Source organism: Aliiroseovarius sp. F47248L (genome assembly GCF_023016085.1).
Taxonomy (GTDB): Bacteria; Pseudomonadota; Alphaproteobacteria; order Rhodobacterales; family Rhodobacteraceae; genus Aliiroseovarius.
This window is the reverse complement of sequence record NZ_JALKBF010000001.1, coordinates 2,027,215-2,049,117: the sequence shown is the minus strand read 5'-3', so window position 1 is coordinate 2,049,117 and position 21,903 is coordinate 2,027,215. Positions and strand designations below refer to the sequence as shown.

At 57.3% G+C, this 21,903-nt stretch carries 20 protein-coding genes; 13 read left to right on the top strand and 7 right to left on the bottom strand.

What is annotated here, in order from left to right; translation table 11 throughout:
- Nucleotide 1: 1 nt before the first annotated feature.
- Nucleotides 2-910: a sugar ABC transporter permease gene (locus MWU51_RS10200; protein ID WP_247036918.1), complete on the bottom strand. Its 909-nt coding sequence runs from the start codon at nt 908-910 to the stop codon at nt 2-4.
- A gap of 118 nt (nt 911-1,028) precedes the next feature.
- Nucleotides 1,029-2,282, bottom strand: coding sequence for an ABC transporter substrate-binding protein (locus tag MWU51_RS10195; RefSeq protein WP_247036917.1), 1,254 nt, complete (start codon nt 2,280-2,282; stop codon nt 1,029-1,031).
- A 148-nt stretch (nt 2,283-2,430) separates the two neighbouring features.
- Between MWU51_RS10195 and MWU51_RS10190 the strand changes: the two genes are divergently transcribed.
- The 4 genes from MWU51_RS10190 (at nt 2,431) to MWU51_RS10175 (ending at nt 6,680) form a co-directional block, all read left to right on the top strand.
- Complete coding sequence (locus MWU51_RS10190) at nt 2,431-3,213, top strand: IclR family transcriptional regulator (protein WP_247038808.1); 783 nt, start codon at nt 2,431-2,433, stop codon at nt 3,211-3,213.
- Between the two features lie 18 nt (nt 3,214-3,231).
- The gene (gene ugpC, locus MWU51_RS10185) at nt 3,232-4,293 is read left to right on the top strand and encodes a sn-glycerol-3-phosphate ABC transporter ATP-binding protein UgpC (protein WP_247036916.1); all 1,062 of its coding nucleotides are present in this window, start codon (nt 3,232-3,234) and stop codon (nt 4,291-4,293) included.
- Between the two features lie 81 nt (nt 4,294-4,374).
- Nucleotides 4,375-5,571 carry an AMP-binding protein gene (locus tag MWU51_RS10180; protein ID WP_247036915.1) on the top strand — a complete coding sequence of 399 codons (1,197 nt, stop codon included), beginning with the start codon at nt 4,375-4,377 and terminating at the stop codon, nt 5,569-5,571.
- Entirely contained in the window at nt 5,568-6,680 is a 1,113-nt protein-coding gene (locus MWU51_RS10175) for a thiolase family protein (RefSeq protein ID WP_247036914.1), read from the top strand. Before MWU51_RS10180 ends, MWU51_RS10175 begins: the two co-directional genes overlap by 4 nt.
- A 6-nt stretch (nt 6,681-6,686) precedes the next feature.
- Here the strand turns inward: MWU51_RS10175 and MWU51_RS10170 are convergent, their stop codons facing one another.
- A complete protein-coding gene (locus MWU51_RS10170) occupies nt 6,687-7,364 on the bottom strand; it encodes a nitroreductase (RefSeq protein ID WP_247036913.1) in 678 nt (225 codons plus the stop codon).
- A gap of 474 nt (nt 7,365-7,838) precedes the next feature.
- Here MWU51_RS10170 and acs point away from each other — a divergent pair, with 474 nt between their 5' ends.
- From acs to MWU51_RS10135, 7 genes are all read left to right on the top strand, one after another.
- Nucleotides 7,839-9,809 carry an acetate--CoA ligase gene (acs, locus tag MWU51_RS10165; RefSeq protein ID WP_247036912.1) on the top strand — a complete coding sequence of 657 codons (1,971 nt, stop codon included), beginning with the start codon at nt 7,839-7,841 and terminating at the stop codon, nt 9,807-9,809.
- Nucleotides 9,809-10,492, top strand: a complete 684-nt coding sequence (locus MWU51_RS10160; protein ID WP_247036911.1) for an adenylate kinase — start codon at nt 9,809-9,811, stop codon at nt 10,490-10,492. Before acs ends, MWU51_RS10160 begins: the two co-directional genes overlap by 1 nt.
- A 60-nt stretch (nt 10,493-10,552) precedes the next feature.
- A complete protein-coding gene (locus tag MWU51_RS10155) occupies nt 10,553-10,813 on the top strand; it encodes a DUF4212 domain-containing protein (RefSeq protein ID WP_247036910.1) in 261 nt (86 codons plus the stop codon).
- Between the two features lie 11 nt (nt 10,814-10,824).
- On the top strand, nt 10,825-12,612 hold the full coding sequence (locus MWU51_RS10150) for a sodium:solute symporter family protein (protein ID WP_247036909.1): 1,788 nt from the start codon (nt 10,825-10,827) through the stop codon (nt 12,610-12,612).
- A gap of 103 nt (nt 12,613-12,715) precedes the next feature.
- Nucleotides 12,716-14,551: a DUF294 nucleotidyltransferase-like domain-containing protein gene (locus MWU51_RS10145; protein WP_247036908.1), complete on the top strand. Its 1,836-nt coding sequence runs from the start codon at nt 12,716-12,718 to the stop codon at nt 14,549-14,551.
- A 30-nt stretch (nt 14,552-14,581) separates the two neighbouring features.
- Nucleotides 14,582-15,112, top strand: a complete 531-nt coding sequence (locus tag MWU51_RS10140; protein ID WP_247036907.1) for a hypothetical protein — start codon at nt 14,582-14,584, stop codon at nt 15,110-15,112.
- A complete protein-coding gene (locus MWU51_RS10135; protein WP_281502658.1) occupies nt 15,109-16,524 on the top strand; it encodes a 3'-5' exonuclease in 1,416 nt (471 codons plus the stop codon). Before MWU51_RS10140 ends, MWU51_RS10135 begins: the two co-directional genes overlap by 4 nt.
- Before the next feature lie 13 nt (nt 16,525-16,537).
- On the opposite strand, the gene MWU51_RS10130 is transcribed toward MWU51_RS10135, so the two are convergent.
- Together MWU51_RS10130 and MWU51_RS10125 are read right to left on the bottom strand one after the other, a co-directional pair.
- On the bottom strand, nt 16,538-17,308 hold the full coding sequence (locus tag MWU51_RS10130; protein ID WP_247036906.1) for an amino acid ABC transporter permease: 771 nt from the start codon (nt 17,306-17,308) through the stop codon (nt 16,538-16,540).
- A 10-nt stretch (nt 17,309-17,318) separates the two neighbouring features.
- On the bottom strand, nt 17,319-18,020 hold the full coding sequence (locus MWU51_RS10125; protein WP_247038804.1) for an amino acid ABC transporter ATP-binding protein: 702 nt from the start codon (nt 18,018-18,020) through the stop codon (nt 17,319-17,321).
- Nucleotides 18,021-18,187: 167 nt separating this feature from the next.
- Here MWU51_RS10125 and MWU51_RS10120 point away from each other — a divergent pair, with 167 nt between their 5' ends.
- Nucleotides 18,188-18,961, top strand: a complete 774-nt coding sequence (locus MWU51_RS10120) for a transporter substrate-binding domain-containing protein (protein WP_247036905.1) — start codon at nt 18,188-18,190, stop codon at nt 18,959-18,961.
- A gap of 57 nt (nt 18,962-19,018) precedes the next feature.
- Here the strand turns inward: MWU51_RS10120 and MWU51_RS10115 are convergent, their stop codons facing one another.
- On the bottom strand, nt 19,019-20,140 hold the full coding sequence (locus MWU51_RS10115; protein WP_247036904.1) for a class I SAM-dependent RNA methyltransferase: 1,122 nt from the start codon (nt 20,138-20,140) through the stop codon (nt 19,019-19,021).
- Nucleotides 20,141-20,182: 42 nt separating this feature from the next.
- On the bottom strand, nt 20,183-20,746 hold the full coding sequence (locus MWU51_RS10110; protein ID WP_247038802.1) for a DUF1285 domain-containing protein: 564 nt from the start codon (nt 20,744-20,746) through the stop codon (nt 20,183-20,185).
- A gap of 116 nt (nt 20,747-20,862) precedes the next feature.
- Here MWU51_RS10110 and MWU51_RS10105 point away from each other — a divergent pair, with 116 nt between their 5' ends.
- Complete coding sequence (locus tag MWU51_RS10105; protein WP_247036901.1) at nt 20,863-21,867, top strand: MoxR family ATPase; 1,005 nt, start codon at nt 20,863-20,865, stop codon at nt 21,865-21,867.
- Nucleotides 21,868-21,903: the final 36 nt, after the last annotated feature.

Sequence of the window (21,903 nt, the reverse complement as noted above, 5' to 3'; positions counted from 1 at the left end):
CTTACCTCCGCGCGGCTTTTTCGTCTTGATACATCGACCACAGGAAGTAACCGATAAAGACAAGCATGATCATGAACAGAACAACCGCGATGGCCGAGCCATAGCCCATCCTGAACCCGTACTCCGACAGAGCTTTTTCAAACATATAGAAGCTAAGCACACGGGTGGATCCAAAAGGTCCACCGTTGGTCATAATCGAAATCAGGTCAAACGACCGCAACGCGCCGATGATCGTTACAACAAAGGCGATGAATGTCGCAGGTTTCAGTTGTGGCAGGATCACATGCCACAGCATCCGCAACCCTTTTGCGCCGTCCAGTCGACCTGCTTCGATCTGTTCGGGATCCACAGCGTTCAGACCAGTCAGATACAGGATCATGCAATATGCCGTCTGGGGCCACAGGCCGGCGGCGATGATGCCATAGGTTGCCAGTGTCGGGTCACCCAACACATTGATCGTATCCATGCCTAAGAAGCTGAGAACGGCATTCAGCAACCCTTCGCGGGGCAAATAAAACCAAGAAAAAACAAGACCGACAACAACTTGGCTGAGGACAAACGGGAAGAAGAACAGCGATTTGTAAATTCGCATTCCCGTAATGGTCTGGTTCAGAAACAGCGCGATGAACAATCCAGCCGGGATAGCAAGAAGATATAAGGTAAGCCATTTCACGTTGTTCCACAACGACGTTTCAAACGCGCGGTCGCTCATCAGTTCCTGATAATTTCCCAGCCCGATATAGGTCGCCTCGCCCAGGCCGTCCCATTCGTAGAGTGAGATATTGAAGCTTTGAAGGATCGGACTGATTACATAGACAAGAAAGAACAAGATACCGGGCAGCAAAAACAGTAGCGGTGTTAAGGTCATCCGGTTGCGCCTGACCCAGCTCATATCATGTGCGGTGGACATCGCGTTCCTCCTGTGGGCACGTCACGGAAAAACCCGGAGGGGTTTACCGGTTGCGTACTGGTTGCAGGCAGTGGCGTGCGCCCCACAAAAACCAAAGGGGGCGCACAAACGTGAGTGGTTACTTGTAAATACGTTCGCGAGCGGCTTCCAAACGGTTCAGGATGTCTTCCAAATTGTCAGGAAACACCATAAACTCTTGCAGGCCTTCCATGCCCACCGATGCCATCTCGGCGGGGAAGTCACGGTCGAAGAACTGCGCGATACCACCTGTCGCGTTCTGCGACAGCATTTCAAAACCCTGCTGAAGAAACTCGTCATCGCCAACTGACGCGTTTGCGTTGATCGGCAATTGGCCAAGGCCGTCAGCGGCGTTGATCTTTGTCTGAACGTCAGCCGAGGTCACATATTGCAAGAACGCACGCGCTGCTTCTTTGTTCTGCGCGCCCGAAGCGATGTGGAACGTGTCGGTCGGGGCGTCTTCGCCCATTGGCACGTCTGCGATCTTCGGGAACTGATAGAAGTCGATCTGGTCATCACCCAGACCTGCTTCGCGCAGATGCGGCACAACGAAGTTACCCATCAAGTAAGCGGTGGCCTCACCGTTTACGAAGAAGGGCAGGGCCTCTTGCCAGCTATACGTCTGGTGATCGTCGATGAATGCGCCCATGTCGATTAACTTGCGCCAGTTGGCAAACGTGGCGCGAACCTCGTCCGAGGTCCAACTTGCTTCACCCGTCGCCAGCTTCATGTGGAAGTCAAAGCCATTGGTGCGCATGTTCAGATAGTCAAACCAGCCGCCAGCGGTCCAAAGGAACTTCGAGCCGATGGTGTAACACTTGCGGCCTGAATCGACGATTTTTTGGCAGTTGGCAATTTCTTCGTCGAAGGTTGTCGGCTCGGTCAGCCCCAGCTCGTTAAAGATGTCTTCGCGATAATAGATGCCCCACTGGTAGTAAGTGTAAGGCACGCCATACTGTTTGCCGTCGATGGTCATTGCACCTTTGACGCTGTCCAGTCCGGGCAGGTCACCGTTTTCCCACATGTCCGAGATGTCTTCGAACAGACCGGCGTTCACATAGGGTGCCATGCGGTTTGCCGCATACCAGTTGATGACGTCGGGCGCGTTTGCCGTCAAAGCGTTACGGATCTGGCTTTTCCATGCTTCGCGGTCCACGACTTCCAATTCGACCGTCAGATCGGGATGCATGGCATCAAAGTCGGCTGCAAGACCTTCCATGATCGCGCGCGGAGCAGGGTTGGACATGTCCGAGATGATGCGGAGCGTGCCCGACAGGTCTGCGGCCATTGCACCAGTTGCTAGGCCAGCCGTCATGGCAACCGTCGCAACGGACATTTTCATAGAGTTCAGCATGAGGTTCCTCCCAAGGTTTTCAGCCGATTCTTATGGTTCCACAATGTGAAACTTAATTTCAACAGTTGAAACTATGCGCGAAGCCCGCTACAGATGTCAACAGTTTCATCGCAGATGCACAGCCATGGAGGAGGCGACGATGGGAGCAATGGACAAGTCCCCGCAAGCCGCAGACGGGACCGTGGGCAAGGCGCTTCAGGTTCTTGACATGGTCGCCGGAAAGGCGCGTCCGGTGCGGTTCAACGACGTTCTGGCCGAAAGCCCGTTTCCAAAAGCCACGCTGTATCGACTGCTGCAAACTCTGACCAGTCAGGGCATGCTTTCCTATGATGAAGACAGGCAGACCTATGCACCGGGGATGCGGCTGGTGCGTTTAGCCCATGCGGCCTGGAGCCAAAGCTCGCTTGCACCTGTCGCACGCCCGTTTCTAGACGATCTGTCGGCCGAGATCGGTCAGACTATTCACCTTGCCCAACTGGATGGCGGGCAGGTTCTCTATGTCGACAAACGCAACGCGGCGACTCCGATCGAAATGTTTTCGCAGGCTGGAAAGGTTGGTCCGGGCTATTGCACCGGAGTAGGTAAAGCCATGATGGCCTTTCTGAAGCCCGAGGCACGCGAAGATGCGATAAAACGCCAGTCGTACTTTCGCCATACGGACAATACGTTGACCACCGCCGACGCATTGCGGGCCGAGCTGGACGCGATCCGCCAAGATGGTGTGGCGTTTGACCGGGAAGAGCACGAGCTGGGCATCAACTGTATCGCAGCGCCCATTCTGTCCAGCGGTGGGCGCGTTATTGGGGCTTTGTCGATCACAACATCCAATCAGCATTACGATGTGGACGACCTTACCAAGCTACGCCCGCAACTTCTAAGCACTGCCGAAAAGATCGCCGAGGCTGCCGAGGCATGGCAGTTCCCGGGTTAACAAAGAAGGAATGCTTGCATGTCAGGTGTGACACTCTCAAATGCTATAAAGAAATATGGCGATGTTCAGGTCATCCACGATATCGACCTTCAGATCGACAATGGCGAGTTCTGCGTATTTGTTGGCCCTTCAGGCTGTGGCAAGTCCACGCTGCTTCGGATGATTGCCGGGCTTGAAGAAACTACCTCCGGCCAGATCAAGATCGGGGATCGGGATGTCACGCGGGTCGATGCATCAGAACGTGGGGTGGCGATGGTGTTCCAGACCTATGCGCTTTACCCGCATATGACCGTCGCGGAGAACATGGGATTTGGCCTGCGTATGAACGGTCACCCCAAGCAAGCGATCGCGGAAAAAGTTGCTGAAGCAAGCCGCATCCTGCAACTGGACGACTATCTGGCCCGCAAGCCCAAAGCCCTGTCCGGTGGTCAACGCCAGCGGGTGGCCATCGGGCGCGCCATCGTGCGCGGCCCCGAGGTGTTCTTGTTCGACGAGCCGCTGTCCAACCTTGATGCCGAACTGCGGGTCGACATGCGGGTGGAAATCGCACGCCTTCACAAGGAAATCGGCGCGACGATGATCTATGTCACTCATGATCAGGTCGAGGCGATGACGTTGGCGGATAAGATCGTGGTGCTGCGTGCCGGATTGATCGAACAGGTCGGCAGCCCGATGGACCTTTACAAAGACCCCGACAACAAGTTCGTCGCGGGTTTCATCGGGTCGCCTGCCATGAACTTTCTGGATGGCACGGTGCAGGGCGGTAAGGTTGTCCTGACCGCTCTGAACAACCGCGAAGTGACCACCAATGTGACGCTGCCCGCCGATGGCACAAGCGTCATTGTTGGCGTTCGCCCGCAACATCTGACCATCAGTGCCGGGAACGGTGGTGCAGTGTTGGATCTGCGCGAACGTTTGGGCGGTGTGTCTTACGATTATCTGATCGCCACTACCGGTGAGAAAATCATTGTCGAAAACCGGACCGAGGATACGCTTCCCGAATCCAGCGAAGTCATCGTTGGCTTCGATGATGCAGACGCGATGTTCTTTGATGCAACCACGGAAAAACGCCTGCGCTAGGAGCGACCTACCGGAAAGGGTTGGCGCAGCTCGAACTGCCGTCGCATAGTGTTGTGCAAATCGCGCAGCAGGGATTCCGTAGTGAGCAGCACTCTTTTTCGGCAGGACATAGCCAGCAACGTGCTGGTGCCCGGTAATGGGCTGTCGACTATCGGCAATGAAACGGCGCAAATGTTGGTGTCGGTGAAGGATCTGTTGCGCCGTGGAAAAAGCCTTTGCGTGACGCATACGGCTGTTGAAGCCGCCGGTCAGATCGGTGGACGGCAATGGCTGATGGTGCAAAGTGCGGGCTCAACTGGCGCGCCAAAGACCATTCGGCGAAAACCCGCGTCGTGGATTGCCAGCTTTGAAGTTACGCGCCATCGGTTTGGTGTTGGTCCGGACGCGCCTTATGCCGTCTTGGGGGCGATGTCCCATTCCCTTTCTCTGTATGCAGTGCTGGAGGCATTGCATATTGGCTGTGATCTATCGGTCTTGACTGGGCTATCACCCCGTATGCAAGCGCGCATGCTTCACGATGTCGGGGTGCAGGTGCTCTATGCCACACCAACGCAATTGCGCATGTTGGCCGGGGCCACCGAAACCCCCAACCCGTCCCTGCGATGGCTATTCTGTGGGGGCGGCACACTTGATACGCAGACGCATGAGCAGGTTGGCCGCTTATTTCCAACCGCCACCCTGCACGAATTCTTCGGCGCATCCGAAACAAGCTTTATGACAATCAGCGATGCGGCAACGCCTGCTGGTTCTGTCGGGCGCACCTATCCCGGTGTGGACATGCGCATACGCGATATCGATGGCCGAGACACCACCGGCATCGGCGAGATTTGGGTAAAAAGCCCCTATCTGTTTGACGGCTATGACAATGGAGACAGCCCCGATACGCGCTGGGACAAAGATTACCTGTCGATAGGCGAAATGGGACAGCTAGATGGCGCGGGCAACCTGACAGTTTTGGGGCGCAAAAACCGGATGGTGACGGTGTCGGACCATAATGTGTTTCCCGAAGCTGTCGAGGCGCAGATGCGGGCGGTGCCGGGCATCAATCAATGTGCCGCGATCCCGGTGCCTGACCCGCAACGCGGCCATGTGATCATAGGAGTTCTTGAAGGGGAGCAGGACGCGACCCTTGCCGAACATGTGTTGACCCGATGTCGCGCAGCTCTGGGCGTGCCTGCCACGCCCCGACGCATTGTGTTTGTTGAAAGGATGCCGGTTCTGCCGGCAGGAAAGCCTGACCTCGTCGCTCTTGCCCGTCAGTTGGAGCAGTTCGTTTGACCCGCGCCGTTATCATCGCTGCCCGACGCACTGCCGTCATCCCTCAGGGTGGTGCATTTGCGTTCTGTGATATTCACGATCTGGCGGCCCCGGTTATACAGGCGGTTCTGGCAGATGCGGGATTGGACGCGGATGAGGTCGGCGAACTTATCCTGTCCAATGCTTTGGGCGCGGGTGGCAATCCGGCGCGTCGCGTGGTGCTGGCGGCCGGACTGCCCGAGCGAGTCGCAGGGCTTACGATAGACCGGCAGTGTTGCGGTGGGTTGGACGCAGTCCTTCTGGCGCGGGCGATGGTTGTTTCGGGGCAGCATGACATTGTGCTTGCAGGAGGTGCGGAAAGCTATTCCCGGCGTCCGCTCCGATCGCGCACCTTCGCGGATGGTCGACCGGCAGTACCCTATGATCAGGCACCGTTCACCCCCTGGGCGGACCGAGATCCGGATATGGCCGACGCGGCAGACGCACTGGGCCGAAAACTTGGGTTGTCACGACAGATGCAGGATGATTGGGCAATTGAAAGCCACGCCAAGGCGATGCGTTGGCAAGACCAATCCAGAGCGGCAGAGATCGTTTCCGTGCAGGGAAATGCCTGCGATGCGTTTACGCGAAATCTGACCCAGCGCCTTTGTGACCGTGCACCCGCCGTGTCAGGCGACGTCACAGTCGCAAACATGGCGGTGGCGGCAGATGGTGCGGCGTTCTGCCTTGTGGTATCAGAGCGTTTTGCCAAGCGTTTTCAACGACCAACTGTGCAAATCCTCTCGGGTGCGACGGTTGGCGGTGACCCGGTTCTGCCCGGTCTGGCACCTGTCGCGGCCATTACCGCAGCACTAGACCAAGCCGGGTTAACGCCGCCCAACCTAACCAGCGCTGAGATCATGGAAGCCTTTGCAGTTCAGGCCATCGCCTGTCAGCAAGGAGCGGGCATTCCACGCGAAATCGTCAATCCCGGCGGCGGGGGGCTGGCGCGGGGCCATCCGGTGGGCGCATCGGGCGCGATCCTTGCGGCGCGGCTGTATCACCAGCTGGTCGCGCAAAATGGTGCGGGGGTGGCCGCCATTGCCGCCGCTGGGGGGCTGGGCACTGCCTTGGTGCTTCAGTCGGGCTAGCCCGGATCAGTCGAAACCGTGAAATCTGGTGTATTCATCCAACCCGGCACGTTCCGTGCGAAACTGGTTTTCGGGGGCTGTTTCATCGGCCACGCCGACCGCAATACCGCAGACCACCATTTCGCCGTCGGGGAGGTGCAAATTGTCGTGCGCAACCGGGCCGTAGTTGGCCAAGGCACCGATACCGGTCGCACCAAAGCCCTGATCTTCGGCTGATAGAAAAAACGACATCAGGGACATGCCAAGATCCATGAAGCACCCCTTGCCCATATCGCGCCGGATCGTCACGACAACTCCCACAGGGGCATCAAAAAAGGCATAGTTGCGGGCAAACTGGTCGCGCCGTCCCTCGATGTCGCGGCGCCCGATACCAAGGGCTTTGTAAAGCGCATATCCTGCCGCCCGCTGGCGGGCTTTCAACTCGGCCGGCAGGGGAGATGGGAAATAGGAATATTCGGTGGCGTGTGGCATGTTTTGGTGCTGCGCGTTTTGCAATGCCGACACCAAACCCTGCAAAGCCGATCCCGTCAGCACATGAAAGTGACCCGGTTGAAGATTGGCCCCGCTGGGCGCGCGCCGGGCAGCGCGACACATGCGTTCGACAGCTTCACGTGGCACCGGGTCAGATGTAAACGCGCGGGTTGAACGGCGGGTATCCAGCAAGTCTTCAAAAAAACGGGGCATTGGGCACCACAGATTGTTGTTCGCCTTTCGTAAATGATCTCGGTTGCGGCGTCCATGCGTCGAACCCGCGGCACCGAAATGTGTACTTGCAACAGAGAATTTCCGCCGAAGTTTCCCAGGCGGCAGGCCTGTTATGTCAGGGGATTCTCAACTGAGAGGGCTGGTTTTGCCAGCGACAAGAGCTATTAAGACTGTGTGCGAAAGATTGTTAGCGAAATCCGGTGGTCAGCTTTGCACATCATGCGGCGTGCCTTTCACAGGCAAATACCAGCATTTCTATAGAAAATTCACTGTTTAAGTTAAAAATTAACAACGGGTGAAATGCACAGATAAATAAATTTACAAAAAAATTGTTGTTTGTCGCAGGTTTGTCCCACTATTTTCAGCACCAGCGGAAATTTGACTGTTAAGGTTTCGGATTTCCGTTGACCGCGCGCCAAGCGCGTTCCGGAGGAATTTTTGGGAGGACCCTGCATGTCGTCGGAAAATACGGCCGATAAAACTTATGCTCCGTCAGCTGAGTTTGTCGCGAACGCTCATATTGATGCTGCGAAATACCAAGAGATGTATGCCGCTTCGGTGAACGACCCAGAAGCGTTCTGGTCCGACCAGATGACTCGACTGACATGGTCAAAGACCCCCACTAAGATCAAGAACACGACTTTCAAACACCCTGACGTTTCGATCAAATGGTTTGAAGATGGCGAACTGAACGTTTCTGAGAACTGCATTGACCGCCATCTGGGCACCCGCGGCGATCAAGTTGCGATCATTTGGGAATCCGACGACCCAACGCTTGACAAGAAAATCACGTATCGCGAGCTCCACGAAAACGTGTCGAAGCTTGCAAATGTCATGAAAAGCCTGGGCGTCAAGAAAGGCGACCGCGTTGTTCTTTATCTGCCGATGATCCCAGAAGCAGCTTATGCAATGCTGGCCTGTGCGCGTATCGGCGCAGTTCATTCAATCGTCTTTGCAGGGTTCTCGCCCGAGGCGCTGGCGGCCCGTGTCGATGGTTGTCAGGCGTCGCTTGTGATTACTGCTGACGAAGCCCCGCGCGGGGGCCGTAACACGCCGCTGAAAACCAATGTCGATGCAGCCCTTGCTCATGGCGATCTTGGCAAGACACCTGTCTTGGTGGTTGAGCGCACAGGTGGCGACGTTCCGATGGTTGCAGGTCGTGACCATTCCTATACGGCTCTGATGGCTGATGCGTCTGCTGATTGTCCACCTGAGGCAATGAATTCCGAAGACCCGCTTTTTATTCTTTACACCTCCGGTTCGACCGGCCAGCCGAAGGGGGTTCAGCATTGCTCTGGTGGTTATTTGCTTTGGGCTGCAATGACACATGAATATGTGTTCGATTACCACGAAGGTGACATTTACTGGTGCACCGCAGACGTTGGTTGGGTCACGGGCCACAGCTATATCGTCTATGGCCCGCTGGCCAATGGCGCGACCACGCTCATGTTTGAAGGGGTGCCGACTTATCCTGATGCTGGCCGTTTCTGGGCCGTGTGTGAAAAACACAATGTCAACCAGTTCTACACCGCTCCCACCGCGATCCGCGCCCTGATGGCGCGTGGCGAGGAGTTCGTTACCAAATATGATCTGAGCGACCTGAAAGTGCTGGGCACCGTGGGCGAGCCGATCAACCCGGAAGCGTGGAACTGGTATAACGATGTGGTTGGCAAAGGAACCTGCCCGATCGTTGACACATGGTGGCAGACGGAAACCGGTGGTCACTTGCTGACCCCGCTGCCCGGCGCGACCGCGACCAAACCCGGTTCGGCCACAACGCCGTTCTTTGGTGTACAGCCAGTCATCCTGGAACCCACTTCGGGTGAGGAAATCACGACGACCGAGGCCGAAGGTGTGCTGTGCATGAAAGACAGCTGGCCCGGCCAGATGCGCACCATTTTCGGTGATCACGACCGCTTCGTGGCCACGTATTTCTCGGACTACAAAGGTTATTATTTCACTGGTGACGGCTGTCGCCGTGACGCAGATGGTTATTACTGGATCACCGGACGTGTGGATGACGTGATCAACGTATCGGGTCACCGCATGGGCACTGCCGAGGTCGAAAGCGCACTTGTCGCGCACGCCAAGGTGTCCGAGGCCGCCGTTGTTGGCTTCCCGCACGACATCAAGGGTCAGGGCATCTATTGCTACGTCACCCTGATGGACGGCGAGGAATACACCGACGAGCTGAAGACCGAGCTTCGCAACTGGGTTCGTCAGGAGATCGGCCCGATTGCCAGCCCCGATCACATCCAGTGGGCACCGGGTCTGCCAAAAACGCGTTCGGGTAAGATCATGCGCCGCATCCTGCGCAAGATTGCCGAAGACGATTTCGGCGCGCTGGGCGATACCTCGACTTTGGCTGATCCGTCTGTGGTCGAGGATTTGATCGACAATCGCATGAGCAAGGACAAAGGATGATGGACGCTGCGACGAAAACCGCCGCGCCGGTTCTAATCTTGCTTGGCCCTCCGGGGGCTGGCAAAGGCACCCAGGCTCGTATGCTGGAGGAGCAGTTTGGGCTGGTGCAACTGTCGACAGGCGATCTGCTACGCGCGGCCGTTGCGGTTGGCACCGATGCCGGGAAAGCCGCAAAGGCAGTGATGGAAGCCGGCGATCTTGTCTCGGACGAGATCGTCATCGCGATTTTGCGCGACCGCTTGGCAGATGCGGACTGTGCCAAAGGGGTGATCCTTGACGGCTTCCCGCGCACCACCGTTCAAGCTGAAGCACTGGATGCGCTGCTGGCCGAGAGTGGCCAGAAGATCAACGCCGCCGTCAGCCTTGAAGTTGACGACGCCGCCATGGTGACCCGGATTTCGGGTCGTTACACCTGCGGCAGCTGTGGTGAAGGGTATCACGACGAATTCAAGCAGCCCGCCCAGGATGGCGTCTGCGACAAATGCGGCGGCACGGACATGAAACGCCGGGCCGACGATAATGCCGAAACCGTGGGAAGCCGCCTTGAGGCATACCACGAACAAACGGCACCGCTCATTGCCTATTACAAGGGCAAGGGCAGCCTGAAAACGGTCGATGCGATGCTTGGCATTGACGAGATCGCGGGCAATCTGAATGCGATCGTTGAGGAGGCGATTGCATAAGAAAGGGACAGGCCGGGTCGCACAAGCACCCGGTCAGTGGAACGTTAGGGAGGTGGCTTCATGGCCGAAAACTCATCCAACTCCGCATATTGGTCCGCCAATGTGCGCATCATCATAATCAGCCTGATTATCTGGGCGATTGTATCATTCGGGTTCGGCATCCTGCTGCGCCCAATGCTGTCCGGGATCGCCGTCGGCGGAACCGATTTGGGCTTCTGGTTTGCTCAGCAGGGGTCGATCATCGTCTTCCTCATTCTGATCTTCAACTACGCCTGGCGCATGAACAAGCTCGACCGTGAACACGGCGTCGACGAAGAGTAAGGGAGAGACACATGGATCAGTTTACGATCAACCTGCTGTTTGTTGGCGCGAGCTTCGCGCTTTACATCGGCATTGCAATTTGGGCCCGCGCGGGCTCGACATCAGAATTCTACGCCGCAGGGCGTGGTGTTCACCCCGTCACCAACGGGATGGCAACGGCGGCTGACTGGATGTCGGCGGCTTCGTTCATCTCGATGGCGGGCCTTATCGCTTTCACCGGCTATGACAACTCGACCTATCTGATGGGTTGGACCGGTGGCTATGTGTTGCTGGCCCTGTTGCTTGCGCCGTATCTGCGTAAGTTCGGCAAATACACCGTGTCGGAGTTCATCGGTGATCGCTTCTACAGCCAGACAGCCCGCATCGTGGCTGTTGTCTGTCTGATCGTGGCCTCGGTCACCTACGTTATCGGTCAGATGACCGGCGTGGGCGTGGCCTTCGGTCGTTTCCTTGAGGTCGACAACACCACTGGTCTTCTGATCGGTGCCGCTGTTGTGTTCGCATATGCGGTGTTCGGCGGCATGAAGGGCGTGACCTATACGCAGGTTGCCCAGTATGTCGTTTTGATCATGGCCTATACCATTCCGGCCATCTTCATCTCGCTGCAACTGACCGGTAACCCAATTCCGGCCCTGGGCCTGTTTGGCGATCACGCAGCATCTGGCGAACCTCTTTTGGCCAAGTTGGACGCGATTGTGAAAGAGCTCGGCTTTAATGAATACACCGCCCATCACGGCGGCACGTTCAACATGCTGTTGTTCACCCTGTCGCTGATGATTGGTACGGCAGGTCTGCCGCACGTGATCATGCGTTTCTTCACCGTTCCCAAAGTGTCTGACGCGCGTTGGTCTGCTGGTTGGGCGTTGGTGTTCATCGCCCTTCTGTACCTGACAGCTCCGGCTGTTGGTGCCATGGCGCGTCTGAACATCTCGGAAATGATGTGGCCCAATGGCGGTATCGAAGGTGGTGCCGTGACGCTTGAGCAGATCGAAAACGATGAGCGCTACGACTGGATGGATACATGGCAGAAAACCGGCCTTCTGGGTTGGGAAGACAAGAACGGCGATGGTGCGATCCAGTACTATAATGACGGTAATGCCGATCTTCAGGCGATCGCCGCGGAAAAGGGCTGGGCTGGTAACGAACTGACCAACTTCAACCGCGATATCCTGGTTCTGGCCAACCCCGAGATTGCCAACCTTCCCGGTTGGGTGATCGGTCTGGTTGCAGCCGGTGGTCTTGCCGCCGCTCTGTCGACGGCTGCTGGTCTGCTTCTGGCGATCTCGTCGGCTGTGTCGCATGACCTGATCAAGGGTGCTTTGAACCCGCAGATCTCGGAAAAAGGCGAACTTCTGTCAGCGCGTATCGCGATGGCCGTGGCAATCGCAGTTGCAACCTATTTGGGTCTGAACCCACCGGGCTTTGCGGCGCAAACTGTGGCTCTGGCCTTCGGTCTGGCTGCTGCGTCGATCTTCCCGGCACTGATGATGGGCATCTTCTCGACCAAGGTGAACAACTCGGGCGCGGTTGCCGGTATGTTGGCAGGTCTGGTGGTCACGCTGCTGTACATCTTCCTGCACAAAGGTTGGTTCTTCATCCCGGATACGAACAGCTTCACCGATGCTGATCCGCTGCTGGGTACGGTCAAGTCGACATCGTTCGGTGCGATCGGTGCTGCAATCAACTTTGCAGTTGCCTATGTTGTGTCGGGTATGACCAAACCAACACCTGCACATATCCAGGAACTGGTTGAATCGGTTCGCGTTCCCCGCGGCGCCGGTGCGGCACAGAACAAGTAAAAGGCTTGGGCGGGTGGTCCTTGCGACGCCCCGCCCCCTTCCAATTCTGTCCCGTCCGGTGCACACCGGGCGGGACATTTCTTTTCAGCAAAGGCGCAGTTGAATGCAGTTGAGCCAGGATCAAGTCCTCCGTTTTTTGCAATCCGTGCATCCCTATGATGTCTTGCCGCAAGACATTCTCAGCGCGCTTGCCGGCCAGAGCGAAATACGCGAGGTTCCAGCGGATGGTGATATCTATGAACAGGGCGCTAAATTGCCCGGCATCTTCATCATCTACGAGGGTGAGGTTGAGGTTACCGACGAAAATGGCGAGACGGTAAGCCAGCTTGGCATGCGCAATTCCTTCGGTGAGCGCGGCCTTCTGCGGGACGGAAAAGCGGTCATGTCGAGCCGCGCGATAACCGATGCTACCCTGTTGATCCTGCCCGCAAAGGCATTTCTTTCCCTGATGAACGAGCATGATCCCGTGCGCCGCTTCTTTGACCGCTCGCGCGCTGACAAGCCCAGCAAGCAGACCCGCCAAAGCCTGGCCACCACGCAGGTTGACACGTTTATGGCCCGCACCCCGATTACCTGCGCGCCCGACGCGACGGTGCGCGAGGCCGCGATCCTGATGCGCGACCATCACGTGTCATCGCTGTGCATGACCGACGGTGACAAGCTGACAGGCATCCTGACCATCCGTGATATGTCGGGCAAAGTGCTGGCCGAAGCACTGCCGATTGACACACCCGTCTCGGACGTGATGACGACCGACCCGATCACCCTTGCGCCGTCGGCCATCGGATCAGATGTGCTGCATGTGATGATGGAAAAGCGCATCGGCCATGTGCCCATTGTCGATGGCGACAAGCTTGTCGGTGTTGTCAGCCAAACGGACCTGACCCGATTTCAGGCCGTCAGTTCGGCGGAATTGGTGCGCGAGATTGCGCAAGCTTCGAACGCCCAAGAAATGAGCAAGGTCACCGCCCGAATTCCACAATTGCTGCTTCAACTCGTTGCCGGTGGAAGCCCCCATCAGGTGGTGACCCGTCTGATCACTGACATTGCTGACACCGCCACCCGCCGTTTGGTCGCGTTGGCGGAAGAAAAGCTTGGCCCAGCCCCCGTCCCGTATCTGTGGCTTGCCTGCGGTAGTCAGGGGCGGCAGGAACAAACCGGGGTGTCAGATCAGGACAATTGCTTGATCCTGTCCGACGATGTGACAGACAAAGACCGTGAAGGCTATTTTGCCGAACTGGCGAAATTCGTCTGCGACGGCTTGGATGTGTGCGGATATGTCTATTGCCCCGGCGATATGATGGCGACAAACCCGCGCTGGTGTCAGCCGGTTTCAGTGTGGCGGAAATACTTCGACGGCTGGATCGCCAAACCTGTGCCCGAAGCACAGATGTTGGCTTCGGTTATGTTCGATCTGCGTGCCATCGCCGGGGATGCGCGGTTGTTTGGCAACCTGCAGACAGACACGCTCGCACTGGCCGCCAAGAATTCGATTTTCGTGGCGCATATGGTATCGAATGGTCTGAAACACACACCGCCACTGGGGCTGCTTCGCGGCTTTGCGACCATTCGGTCGGGTGAGCACAAGAACCGTCTGGATATGAAGCACAACGGCGTCGTTCCCATCGTTGATCTGGCCCGTGTCTATGCGTTGCAAGGGCAATTGAGCGAAGTGAACACGCGCGCGCGTCTGGTCGCTGCGATCAATGCAGGCGGACTTAGCCAATCGGGCGGGCAGGACCTTTTGGATGCCTATGACCTGATCGCAGAAACACGGCTGGAACATCAGGCCGAACAGGTGAAATCCGGGCAGGCGCCTGACAACTATCTGGCACCGTCGACGCTTTCGGAATTTGATCGCAGCCATCTACGTGATGCGTTTGTCGTGGTGAAATCAATGCAAAGTGCGATTGGGCACGGGCGCGGAATGCTAAGCTGACGCTTGGTGCGCGCAATGAAAGGAAGTTGAATGTTTTACGAGATGGTCGCCACATTGGTCTCTGCCTTTGTTGGCGCAGGTTTGGTTCTTGCCCTGAACAAACTAACCGGAGGTCGGTTGCCCAAATGGGCGATGCCCGTTGGAGCGGGGCTTGCCATGATCGTGACAACCGTCGCCACCGAATACGCGTGGTACGACCGCACGAAAGATATTCTGCCCGAGGGTATGACGGTGGTGATGGAAGTCGAGAACAATTCGCTCTATCGCCCCTGGACCTACATTGTGCCCTTTGTCGAGCGTTTCGTCGCGCTGGACGAGCAATCGTTGCGCACGCATGAGGCCCAACCGGCGTTGCGGATGGTTGATCTTTTGTTCATGGGACGCTGGTCCGCGCCCGAGAAAATGGTTGTGCTTGGAAATTGTAACACAAGTCAGCGCGCGCCTCTGATCGACGGCGTTACGTTTGATGCGTCGGGTCAGGTCGCGGGCGTTGACTGGGTTACGGTGCCCCAAGACGACCCCATTCTGGCTGCTATATGCAAACTAGAGGTGACATCATGAAAATCCTGACCACCCTGTCTTTACGCCTGCGGATATTCCTGTTTTTCGCACTTTTGGCAGTTTCCGGGGTGGGTTTGGTGATGGCGTCACTGGCCATCGGCTATGCACGTGCTCAAGCGAACGGGCTGGCATCGGGGTTTGTTATTGCGGGGGTGTTATCCGGGTTTGGTCTGCTGGCTTTGTCGGTGGGTGTCTGGTTTCTGTTTGATGAAAATGTTGCGCGCCCAATCGAGCGGCTGGCGACGGGCTTGCGATCGCGTGCCCATGCCGGGGCTGGCGGCGTTGATAAACATGCCGCGCGCTACTTGGGTGATCTGGCCCCGGCAGCGGAAGCGGTGTCGGAACAACTGATGAAATCTACTATGGATCAGGCCAGCATTGTCGCCTCTGAAACCGCGCGGCTATCGGCTGATAAGGCACGACTCACGGCTCTTTTGTCCGAAATCCCGGTGGCGATGATCCTTGTAAACCCGGCGCACCAGATCGTGCTTTACGACAAGCAGGCGGCTGGTGTGCTGTCACAAGTCTGCCCGCCGCGCCTGAATGCCTCAATCTTCGATTACTTCAAGAAGGGGCCGTTTTTAGCGGCCCATAAAAAGATGATCTCAACCGGACTTGAGCAGAGCTTCACCGACCTCGCTGCCGCCAATGGGCTAGAGTTTGAGACCCGGTTGAAACCCCTTGGCCCAGGCGACGGGTATCTGGTCATCATTGATGATGCTCACACCAACATCGCACCAGATCAAAGCCGCCCGGTTGTGTTCGATTTTGATTTGATGGAGGGGCAGGCCACCGACAACCTGATGGATATGCACCTGAATGACCTGACCTATGTCGTCTTCGATACAGAGACCACCGGACTTCTGCCGCATAAGGACGAGGTTGTACAAATCGGTGCTGTGCGAGTGGTGAAGGGCAAAATCGTGCCGGGTGAGATCGTCAATCAACTGGTCGATCCGGGGATAGAGATTCCACCAGCTTCGACCAAAGTGCATGGTGTGACAAACGCCATGGTGGCAGGGAAGCCAGGTATAGATTTGGCGGGTAAGCACCTGCACGACTTTGCGCGCGGCGCCGTTCTGGTCGCCCATAACGCGCCTTTCGATATGGCCTTCCTGCGGCGTCATGCCGAAACCTGTGGCGTTGAGTGGACCCACCCGATCCTTGATACTGTGCTACTGTCTGCGGTTCTTTATGGGACGACCGAAGTGCACACGCTGGATGCGTTGTGCGAACGTCTGGGGGTGACCATCCCGTCCGAACTTCGCCACACTGCGTTAGGTGATGCCCAAGCCACCGCCGAGGTTCTATGCAAGATGCTGGCCATGCTGCATTCGCGCGGGGTCGAGACCTTGGCTGGTGCAATTGCCGAAGCCAAGAAGCATAAGCGGTTGTTGGACGACTTGAACTGACGCGCAGTATAGATCAGCGGCTTTCATCCGCATTCATCTTGCGTTCCAACCACCGCACCCCTGCCGAGATGATCAGGACAAGCACCAGATATTCAAGGATCAGCAGGGTATAGATTTCCAGCGGACGATATTCGGTGACGACCAACTCATTGGCCCGCCTTGTCAGTTCTGCCATCCCGATCACGGATGCAAATGCGGACATTTTCACAATATAGATGAATTGGTTGGCTAATGGCGGCAGAATGCGCCGCACCGCTTGCGGCAGGATCACATACCGCATCGCTTGCGCGCGCGTCAGCCCGATGGTCTGCGCAGCTTCGGCTTGCCCACGTGGGACGGCCTGAATGCCGGAACGGAAGATCTCGGCGGTGAAGGCGCTGTCGGAGATGGCCAGAGTGATCACGGCCCCCCAGAACGGGTCGATGTTCAGGTCGATCCCCATCGAGCGCAAAACCACCGGCAAGCCGTAGAACACCCAGAACAACATGGGCAGCAAGGGGATAGCTCGAATGAATTCGACATAGATGCGGTTGGGCAGGCGCAACCAACGGGTTTGGGCAAAAGCGGGCAGGGCAACCAACAGGCCGATGATGATCGACGCTACCGCCGCCAGAACCGAGATCTGGATGGTCGCGGAAAACCCACGTAGCAGGAATTTTACGTTGGTCCAACCCGCGGATGTAGATGGGTCAATGACATACCAACCCCAGGTTCCAGGCGGGGCCGAGCACGAAGCAAGTGTGAAGATCGACATGAGCGCAATGGTCAGGCGGGTTCTGATCATGATCGCGCCCTCAATGCTTTAGTATCTTGTCAAGGAACTGGGCGAAGCGGGCGGATTTTGGTGTCGAGAACGCGACCTCTGGCGTGTCGACTTCGACGATTTCTCCGGCGTCCATGAAGGCGATCCGGTCGGCCACGCGACGGGCAAAGCCCATTTCGTGGGTCACGCAGATCATTGTCATGCCGTCACGAGCCAGATCCTCCATCACTTCCAGCACTTCAGCGATCATCTCGGGGTCCAGTGCCGAAGTGGGTTCGTCAAAAAGCATCAATTTCGGGTCCATACAAAGAGAGCGTGCGATCGCCACCCTTTGCTGCTGGCCACCGGACAGTTGGCCGGGACGTTTGTCAGCCTGTTCGGGGATGCGCACACGTTCCAGATAGGCAATGGCGCGGTCGCGCGCCTCTGGTTTCGGCATGCCCAAGGCCCGCATCGGACCCAGCATCAGGTTGTCCAGAACCGTCAAGTGCGGAAACAGGTTAAACTGTTGAAACACCATACCAATATCGCCACGCCCCTGCGTATCAACCGGTTGTCCATAAAGCGAGATTGTGCCTTCCTGATGCTTTTCTAGCCCAGCCAATAGCCGGACAACAGTGGACTTCCCAGACCCCGAAGGTCCGCAAATCACCAGCTTTTCGCCGTGATCTACGTCCAGTGTGATGTCGCTCAGCACCTGAAAGTCGTCATACCATTTGCTGACCTGCGCCATGGTGATCGCGTGCTTGCCTTGGTTAATGTTCGCCACTTGTTCTTTTGTCCGCGATCTGTTCAACTGATCGTGAGCAGCCCATCCAAGTGCTGCCTCGATCCGTATCATGTTTATTAAGGTATACGGACAAGCAACGATTTTGATAACCACCAAAAGGACACCGCGCGATGAACTTTCTGCGAACTCTTGTAGCCGGACTGCTGGCGATGACGATGCTGGCAGGCGGGGCGCAGGCCCAATCCGCCCTGAATGATATTCTTTCCGGCGGGGTCCTGAAGGTCGGCACCACCGGCGACTGGAACCCTATGACGATGAAGGACCCGGCCACGGACAGCTACCGGGGTTATGACATCGACATCATGACCGAACTGGCGAAGGATCTTGAGGTCGAGCTGGAATTCGTTCCGACCGACTGGAAAACCTTGGTGAACGGGATTGTTGCGGGCAAGTATCATATGACCGGTTCGGCCTCGATTTCGCCGTCGCGGATGAAAGTGGCGGGGTATTCGGACCCTTATATTTCGGTGCAAATCCTGCCGTTCACCACATCGGATAAGGTGGGAAACTATGACGGCTGGGATGCCGTCAACAAGCCAGAGGTGAAAGTCGCGACCACGCTTGGTACTTCGTTCGAAGGGATGGTGCGCAACTGGTTCCCGGATGCCGACATCAAGGTGGTCGAAGCGCCAGCGCGTGGATATCAGGAAGTTCTTGCAGGTCGCGCCGATGTGTTCATCACTTCAAACATCGAAGGGGCCACATTGATCGAGAAGTTCCCGCAAGTCACCGCCGTTAAGGTAGATGCACCGCGTGAGCCGACCCCGATCGCGATGATGTTGCCGCAGGGTGATCAAGTTTGGATCAACTATGTGAACAGCTGGGTGAAGCTGAAGAAAGAACAGGGGTTCTTTGCCGAGACAGCCGCGAAATGGGGTCTGTGACCCAAGCCAAATGACTGACAGAAGGCCGGGCAATGTGTCCGGCCTTTTTCTTATGCATCATGGCAGTTTGGCGGTCTGATACAGTTTCACCTTGGTGCCGCCGTGATCGACCGGCGGGCCGGGGGGCAGGAAGGGCAAACCTGTCGCTTTGGCCAAACCGCCATCGCTGGTAATGATCGCCACCCGCCAGCCCGCAAACCGCTCCAACAGCACCTTGCCCAACGTGCCATAAAGCGTAAACAGCAATTTCTTGTTGCCGATCCGCCCACCATAGGGTGGGTTCAAGATGACAAGGCCCGGCGGAGTATCAGGGCGCTCAAGATCGCTGATCGAGCCTTCGGTGAATCGAGTCAGGGGAACGACCCCGGCAGCCTCGGCATTCTTTCGACTGTTTGCAATCGCACCAGCATTCCGATCCGAACCAAAGAACCGGGGTGGTCCCTCGTGTGCTGCGCCCTCTGCCGCCGTTTTCATCTTCGTGAAGGCGTCGGCGTTAAAACTGGCCAGATGTTCGAACGCAAAGTGGCGTGCGCGACCGGGCAGCAGGCCCACCGACATCTCGGCCGCTTCGATCAGGAACGTGCCCGATCCGCACATAGGGTCCAGAACCGGCTCCCGTCCATCGTAACCAGCCGCATTCAGGAACAAGGCGGCCAGTGTTTCGCGCATCGGGGCCTTGCCGGTGGCGGTCTTGTAACCCCGCTTGTGCAGGCTTTCACCGGATGTATCCAGGCTGATCGTCACCAAATTGTCGTCGATTCGCACTTTCAGGACCAGGGCCGCGTCTTTCAAGATTTTGGCGCCCAGTTCCTCGGCGATGGCTTTCTCAACCCGTTGGGCGGCAGCTTTATGGTGGTAAATTTTCGACCGTTTGCACACCGCTTCGACACGCACGGGCATATCGGCGCGCAATACATCGCCCCACGGAAACTTGCGTGCGCGTTTGTCCAGTTGCGCCAGATGAAACGCCCGGAAACTGCCCAGCCGCACCAGCACACGGGTGGCCCCGCGCAAGGTCAGGTTGGCGCGCCAGATCTCGGACCAGCTACCATGGATCGTCACGCCTCCTGGGCTGGCTGTTGGGGTGGCAAAGCCTGCCGCGCGCGCCTCGTCCGCCAGCACGGGTTCCAAACCCGGCGGGGCGACAAGAAAGATTTCATATGTGTTGGTGTCAGTCATGGTGTCCCATAGCCCAAGGGCGCGGGCAGGGCGAGGGGATTGTCAGACGTTCAGCTCTTTCGACGGGATGATCGGGAAGAACACACCGCTTGACCAAAGACCGAACCAGCTTTCGCCCTCGTGTTCTTCGTGATCACCCAAGTCGACAAGGCGATAGTAACTTTTTCGATCAATCAGCGCTTCAAGATTGACGCGCACCAGCACATAGGGTGATGGCTCGCCGGTTTCCGGGTCGCGTTCGACTCGGATCGGGGCATCCGGACCAGCCACAGTTTTGTCGTCGACATTGGTGGTAAAGGTCAGTACCTGATCGCGGCCCTTGCCTGTTGCTTCAAAGTCGATGGCGACGAAAGGCGCATCGTCCACCGTGATACCGACCTTCTCGACTGGCGTGACAAGGAAATAGTTGTCGCCATCCTTGCGAATGATGGATGAAAAGAGCTTCACCAGCTCGTGACGTCCAATCGGTGTACCAAGGTAAAACCACGTCCCGTCTCGCGCGATCCGCATGTCCAGATCACCGCAAAAATCCGGGTTCCAAAGATGTACGGGCGGCGGGCCCTTTTTGCCCGCTTTTCGGGCAGCATCGGCCAGAGCCTCGGTCATATTTTTGCCGGTCGTAGCTTTTTCCGGCGATTTTCCGTCACTTGCCGTTTTTGTCATTTGTTCCCCCGACGCGTTTGGCCTTTAATGAAATGTAATAGCCGAGCGGAGGAATTTCCATGACCAACGATGCCATTCTGGACGAGATCGAAGCTCTTGGCCATACGCTTTCCCATGCCAAATCGGTGATTGCGCGTCGGATTATCGGTCAGGATCAAGTGGTTGACCTGACTCTGTCGGCGCTTTTGGCGGGTGGCCATGCGCTGTTGATCGGATTGCCGGGGCTGGGCAAGACGCGTCTGGTCGAAACCCTGTCCACCGTGATGGGGCTGCGCGAAGGACGTATTCAGTTTACCCCCGACCTGATGCCTTCGGATATTCTCGGGGCCGAGGTGCTGGAAGAAAGCGCCGAGGGCACACGCTCGTTCCGGTTTCTGAAAGGGCCGATCTTCTGCCAGCTTCTGTTGGCGGACGAGATCAACCGCGCCAGTCCGCGTACCCAATCAGCACTGCTGCAGGCGATGCAAGAACGTCAGGTTTCGGTTGCGGGGCAGACCCACGCACTGGCCGCGCCCTTCCATGTGCTGGCCACCCAAAACCCACTGGAACAGGAAGGCACCTATCCCCTGCCCGAAGCGCAGTTGGACCGCTTCCTTTTGCAGGTGGATGTTGAATACCCCGACCGTGACGCCGAGCGCGATATCCTGCTGGCCACCACGGGAACCGAGGACGCACAGGCTGAACCGGTTTTTTCAGCGGCGGACCTGATAGCGGCCCAAAAATTGCTGCGCAGGATGCCGGTTGGCGAAACCGTGGTGGATGCGATCCTTGATCTTGTGCGCGCCTGTCGCCCTGATGATGAAGCCGCGCCTCAGATTGTGCGCGATACTGTCAGCTGGGGGCCGGGGCCGCGCGCGGCGCAGGCGCTTATGCTGCTGACACGGGCGCGGGCTCTGATCGACGGGCGCTTGGCACCGGGGATTGACGATGTACAGGCGCTCGCGCGTCCGGTTCTGAGCCACCGCATGGCGCTGAGTTATGGCGCGCGCGCGGCAGGGCATGATCTGGCCACTGTGATCGGCGCAGTGGTTGACCAGACCACACGCGCCGTGGCGGCGGCGTGAAACCTAACCCCACATTGCGTAGCCGGGCCGAGGGTC

Coding starts and splice junctions, on each gene's coding strand:
- MWU51_RS10200 (WP_247036918.1), bottom strand. CDS start 910: ATGTCCACCGCACATGATATGAGCTGGGTCAGGCGCAACCGGATGACC.
- MWU51_RS10195 (WP_247036917.1), bottom strand. CDS start 2,282: ATGCTGAACTCTATGAAAATGTCCGTTGCGACGGTTGCCATGACGGCT.
- MWU51_RS10190 (WP_247038808.1), top strand. CDS start 2,431: ATGGACAAGTCCCCGCAAGCCGCAGACGGGACCGTGGGCAAGGCGCTT.
- ugpC (WP_247036916.1), top strand. CDS start 3,232: ATGTCAGGTGTGACACTCTCAAATGCTATAAAGAAATATGGCGATGTT.
- MWU51_RS10170 (WP_247036913.1), bottom strand. CDS start 7,364: ATGCCCCGTTTTTTTGAAGACTTGCTGGATACCCGCCGTTCAACCCGC.
- acs (WP_247036912.1), top strand. CDS start 7,839: ATGTCGTCGGAAAATACGGCCGATAAAACTTATGCTCCGTCAGCTGAG.
- MWU51_RS10160 (WP_247036911.1), top strand. CDS start 9,809: ATGGACGCTGCGACGAAAACCGCCGCGCCGGTTCTAATCTTGCTTGGC.
- MWU51_RS10155 (WP_247036910.1), top strand. CDS start 10,553: ATGGCCGAAAACTCATCCAACTCCGCATATTGGTCCGCCAATGTGCGC.
- MWU51_RS10150 (WP_247036909.1), top strand. CDS start 10,825: ATGGATCAGTTTACGATCAACCTGCTGTTTGTTGGCGCGAGCTTCGCG.
- MWU51_RS10145 (WP_247036908.1), top strand. CDS start 12,716: ATGCAGTTGAGCCAGGATCAAGTCCTCCGTTTTTTGCAATCCGTGCAT.
- MWU51_RS10140 (WP_247036907.1), top strand. CDS start 14,582: ATGTTTTACGAGATGGTCGCCACATTGGTCTCTGCCTTTGTTGGCGCA.
- MWU51_RS10135 (WP_281502658.1), top strand. CDS start 15,109: ATGAAAATCCTGACCACCCTGTCTTTACGCCTGCGGATATTCCTGTTT.
- MWU51_RS10130 (WP_247036906.1), bottom strand. CDS start 17,308: ATGATCAGAACCCGCCTGACCATTGCGCTCATGTCGATCTTCACACTT.
- MWU51_RS10125 (WP_247038804.1), bottom strand. CDS start 18,020: ATGGCGCAGGTCAGCAAATGGTATGACGACTTTCAGGTGCTGAGCGAC.
- MWU51_RS10120 (WP_247036905.1), top strand. CDS start 18,188: ATGAACTTTCTGCGAACTCTTGTAGCCGGACTGCTGGCGATGACGATG.
- MWU51_RS10115 (WP_247036904.1), bottom strand. CDS start 20,140: ATGACTGACACCAACACATATGAAATCTTTCTTGTCGCCCCGCCGGGT.
- MWU51_RS10110 (WP_247038802.1), bottom strand. CDS start 20,746: ATGACCGAGGCTCTGGCCGATGCTGCCCGAAAAGCGGGCAAAAAGGGC.
- MWU51_RS10105 (WP_247036901.1), top strand. CDS start 20,863: ATGACCAACGATGCCATTCTGGACGAGATCGAAGCTCTTGGCCATACG.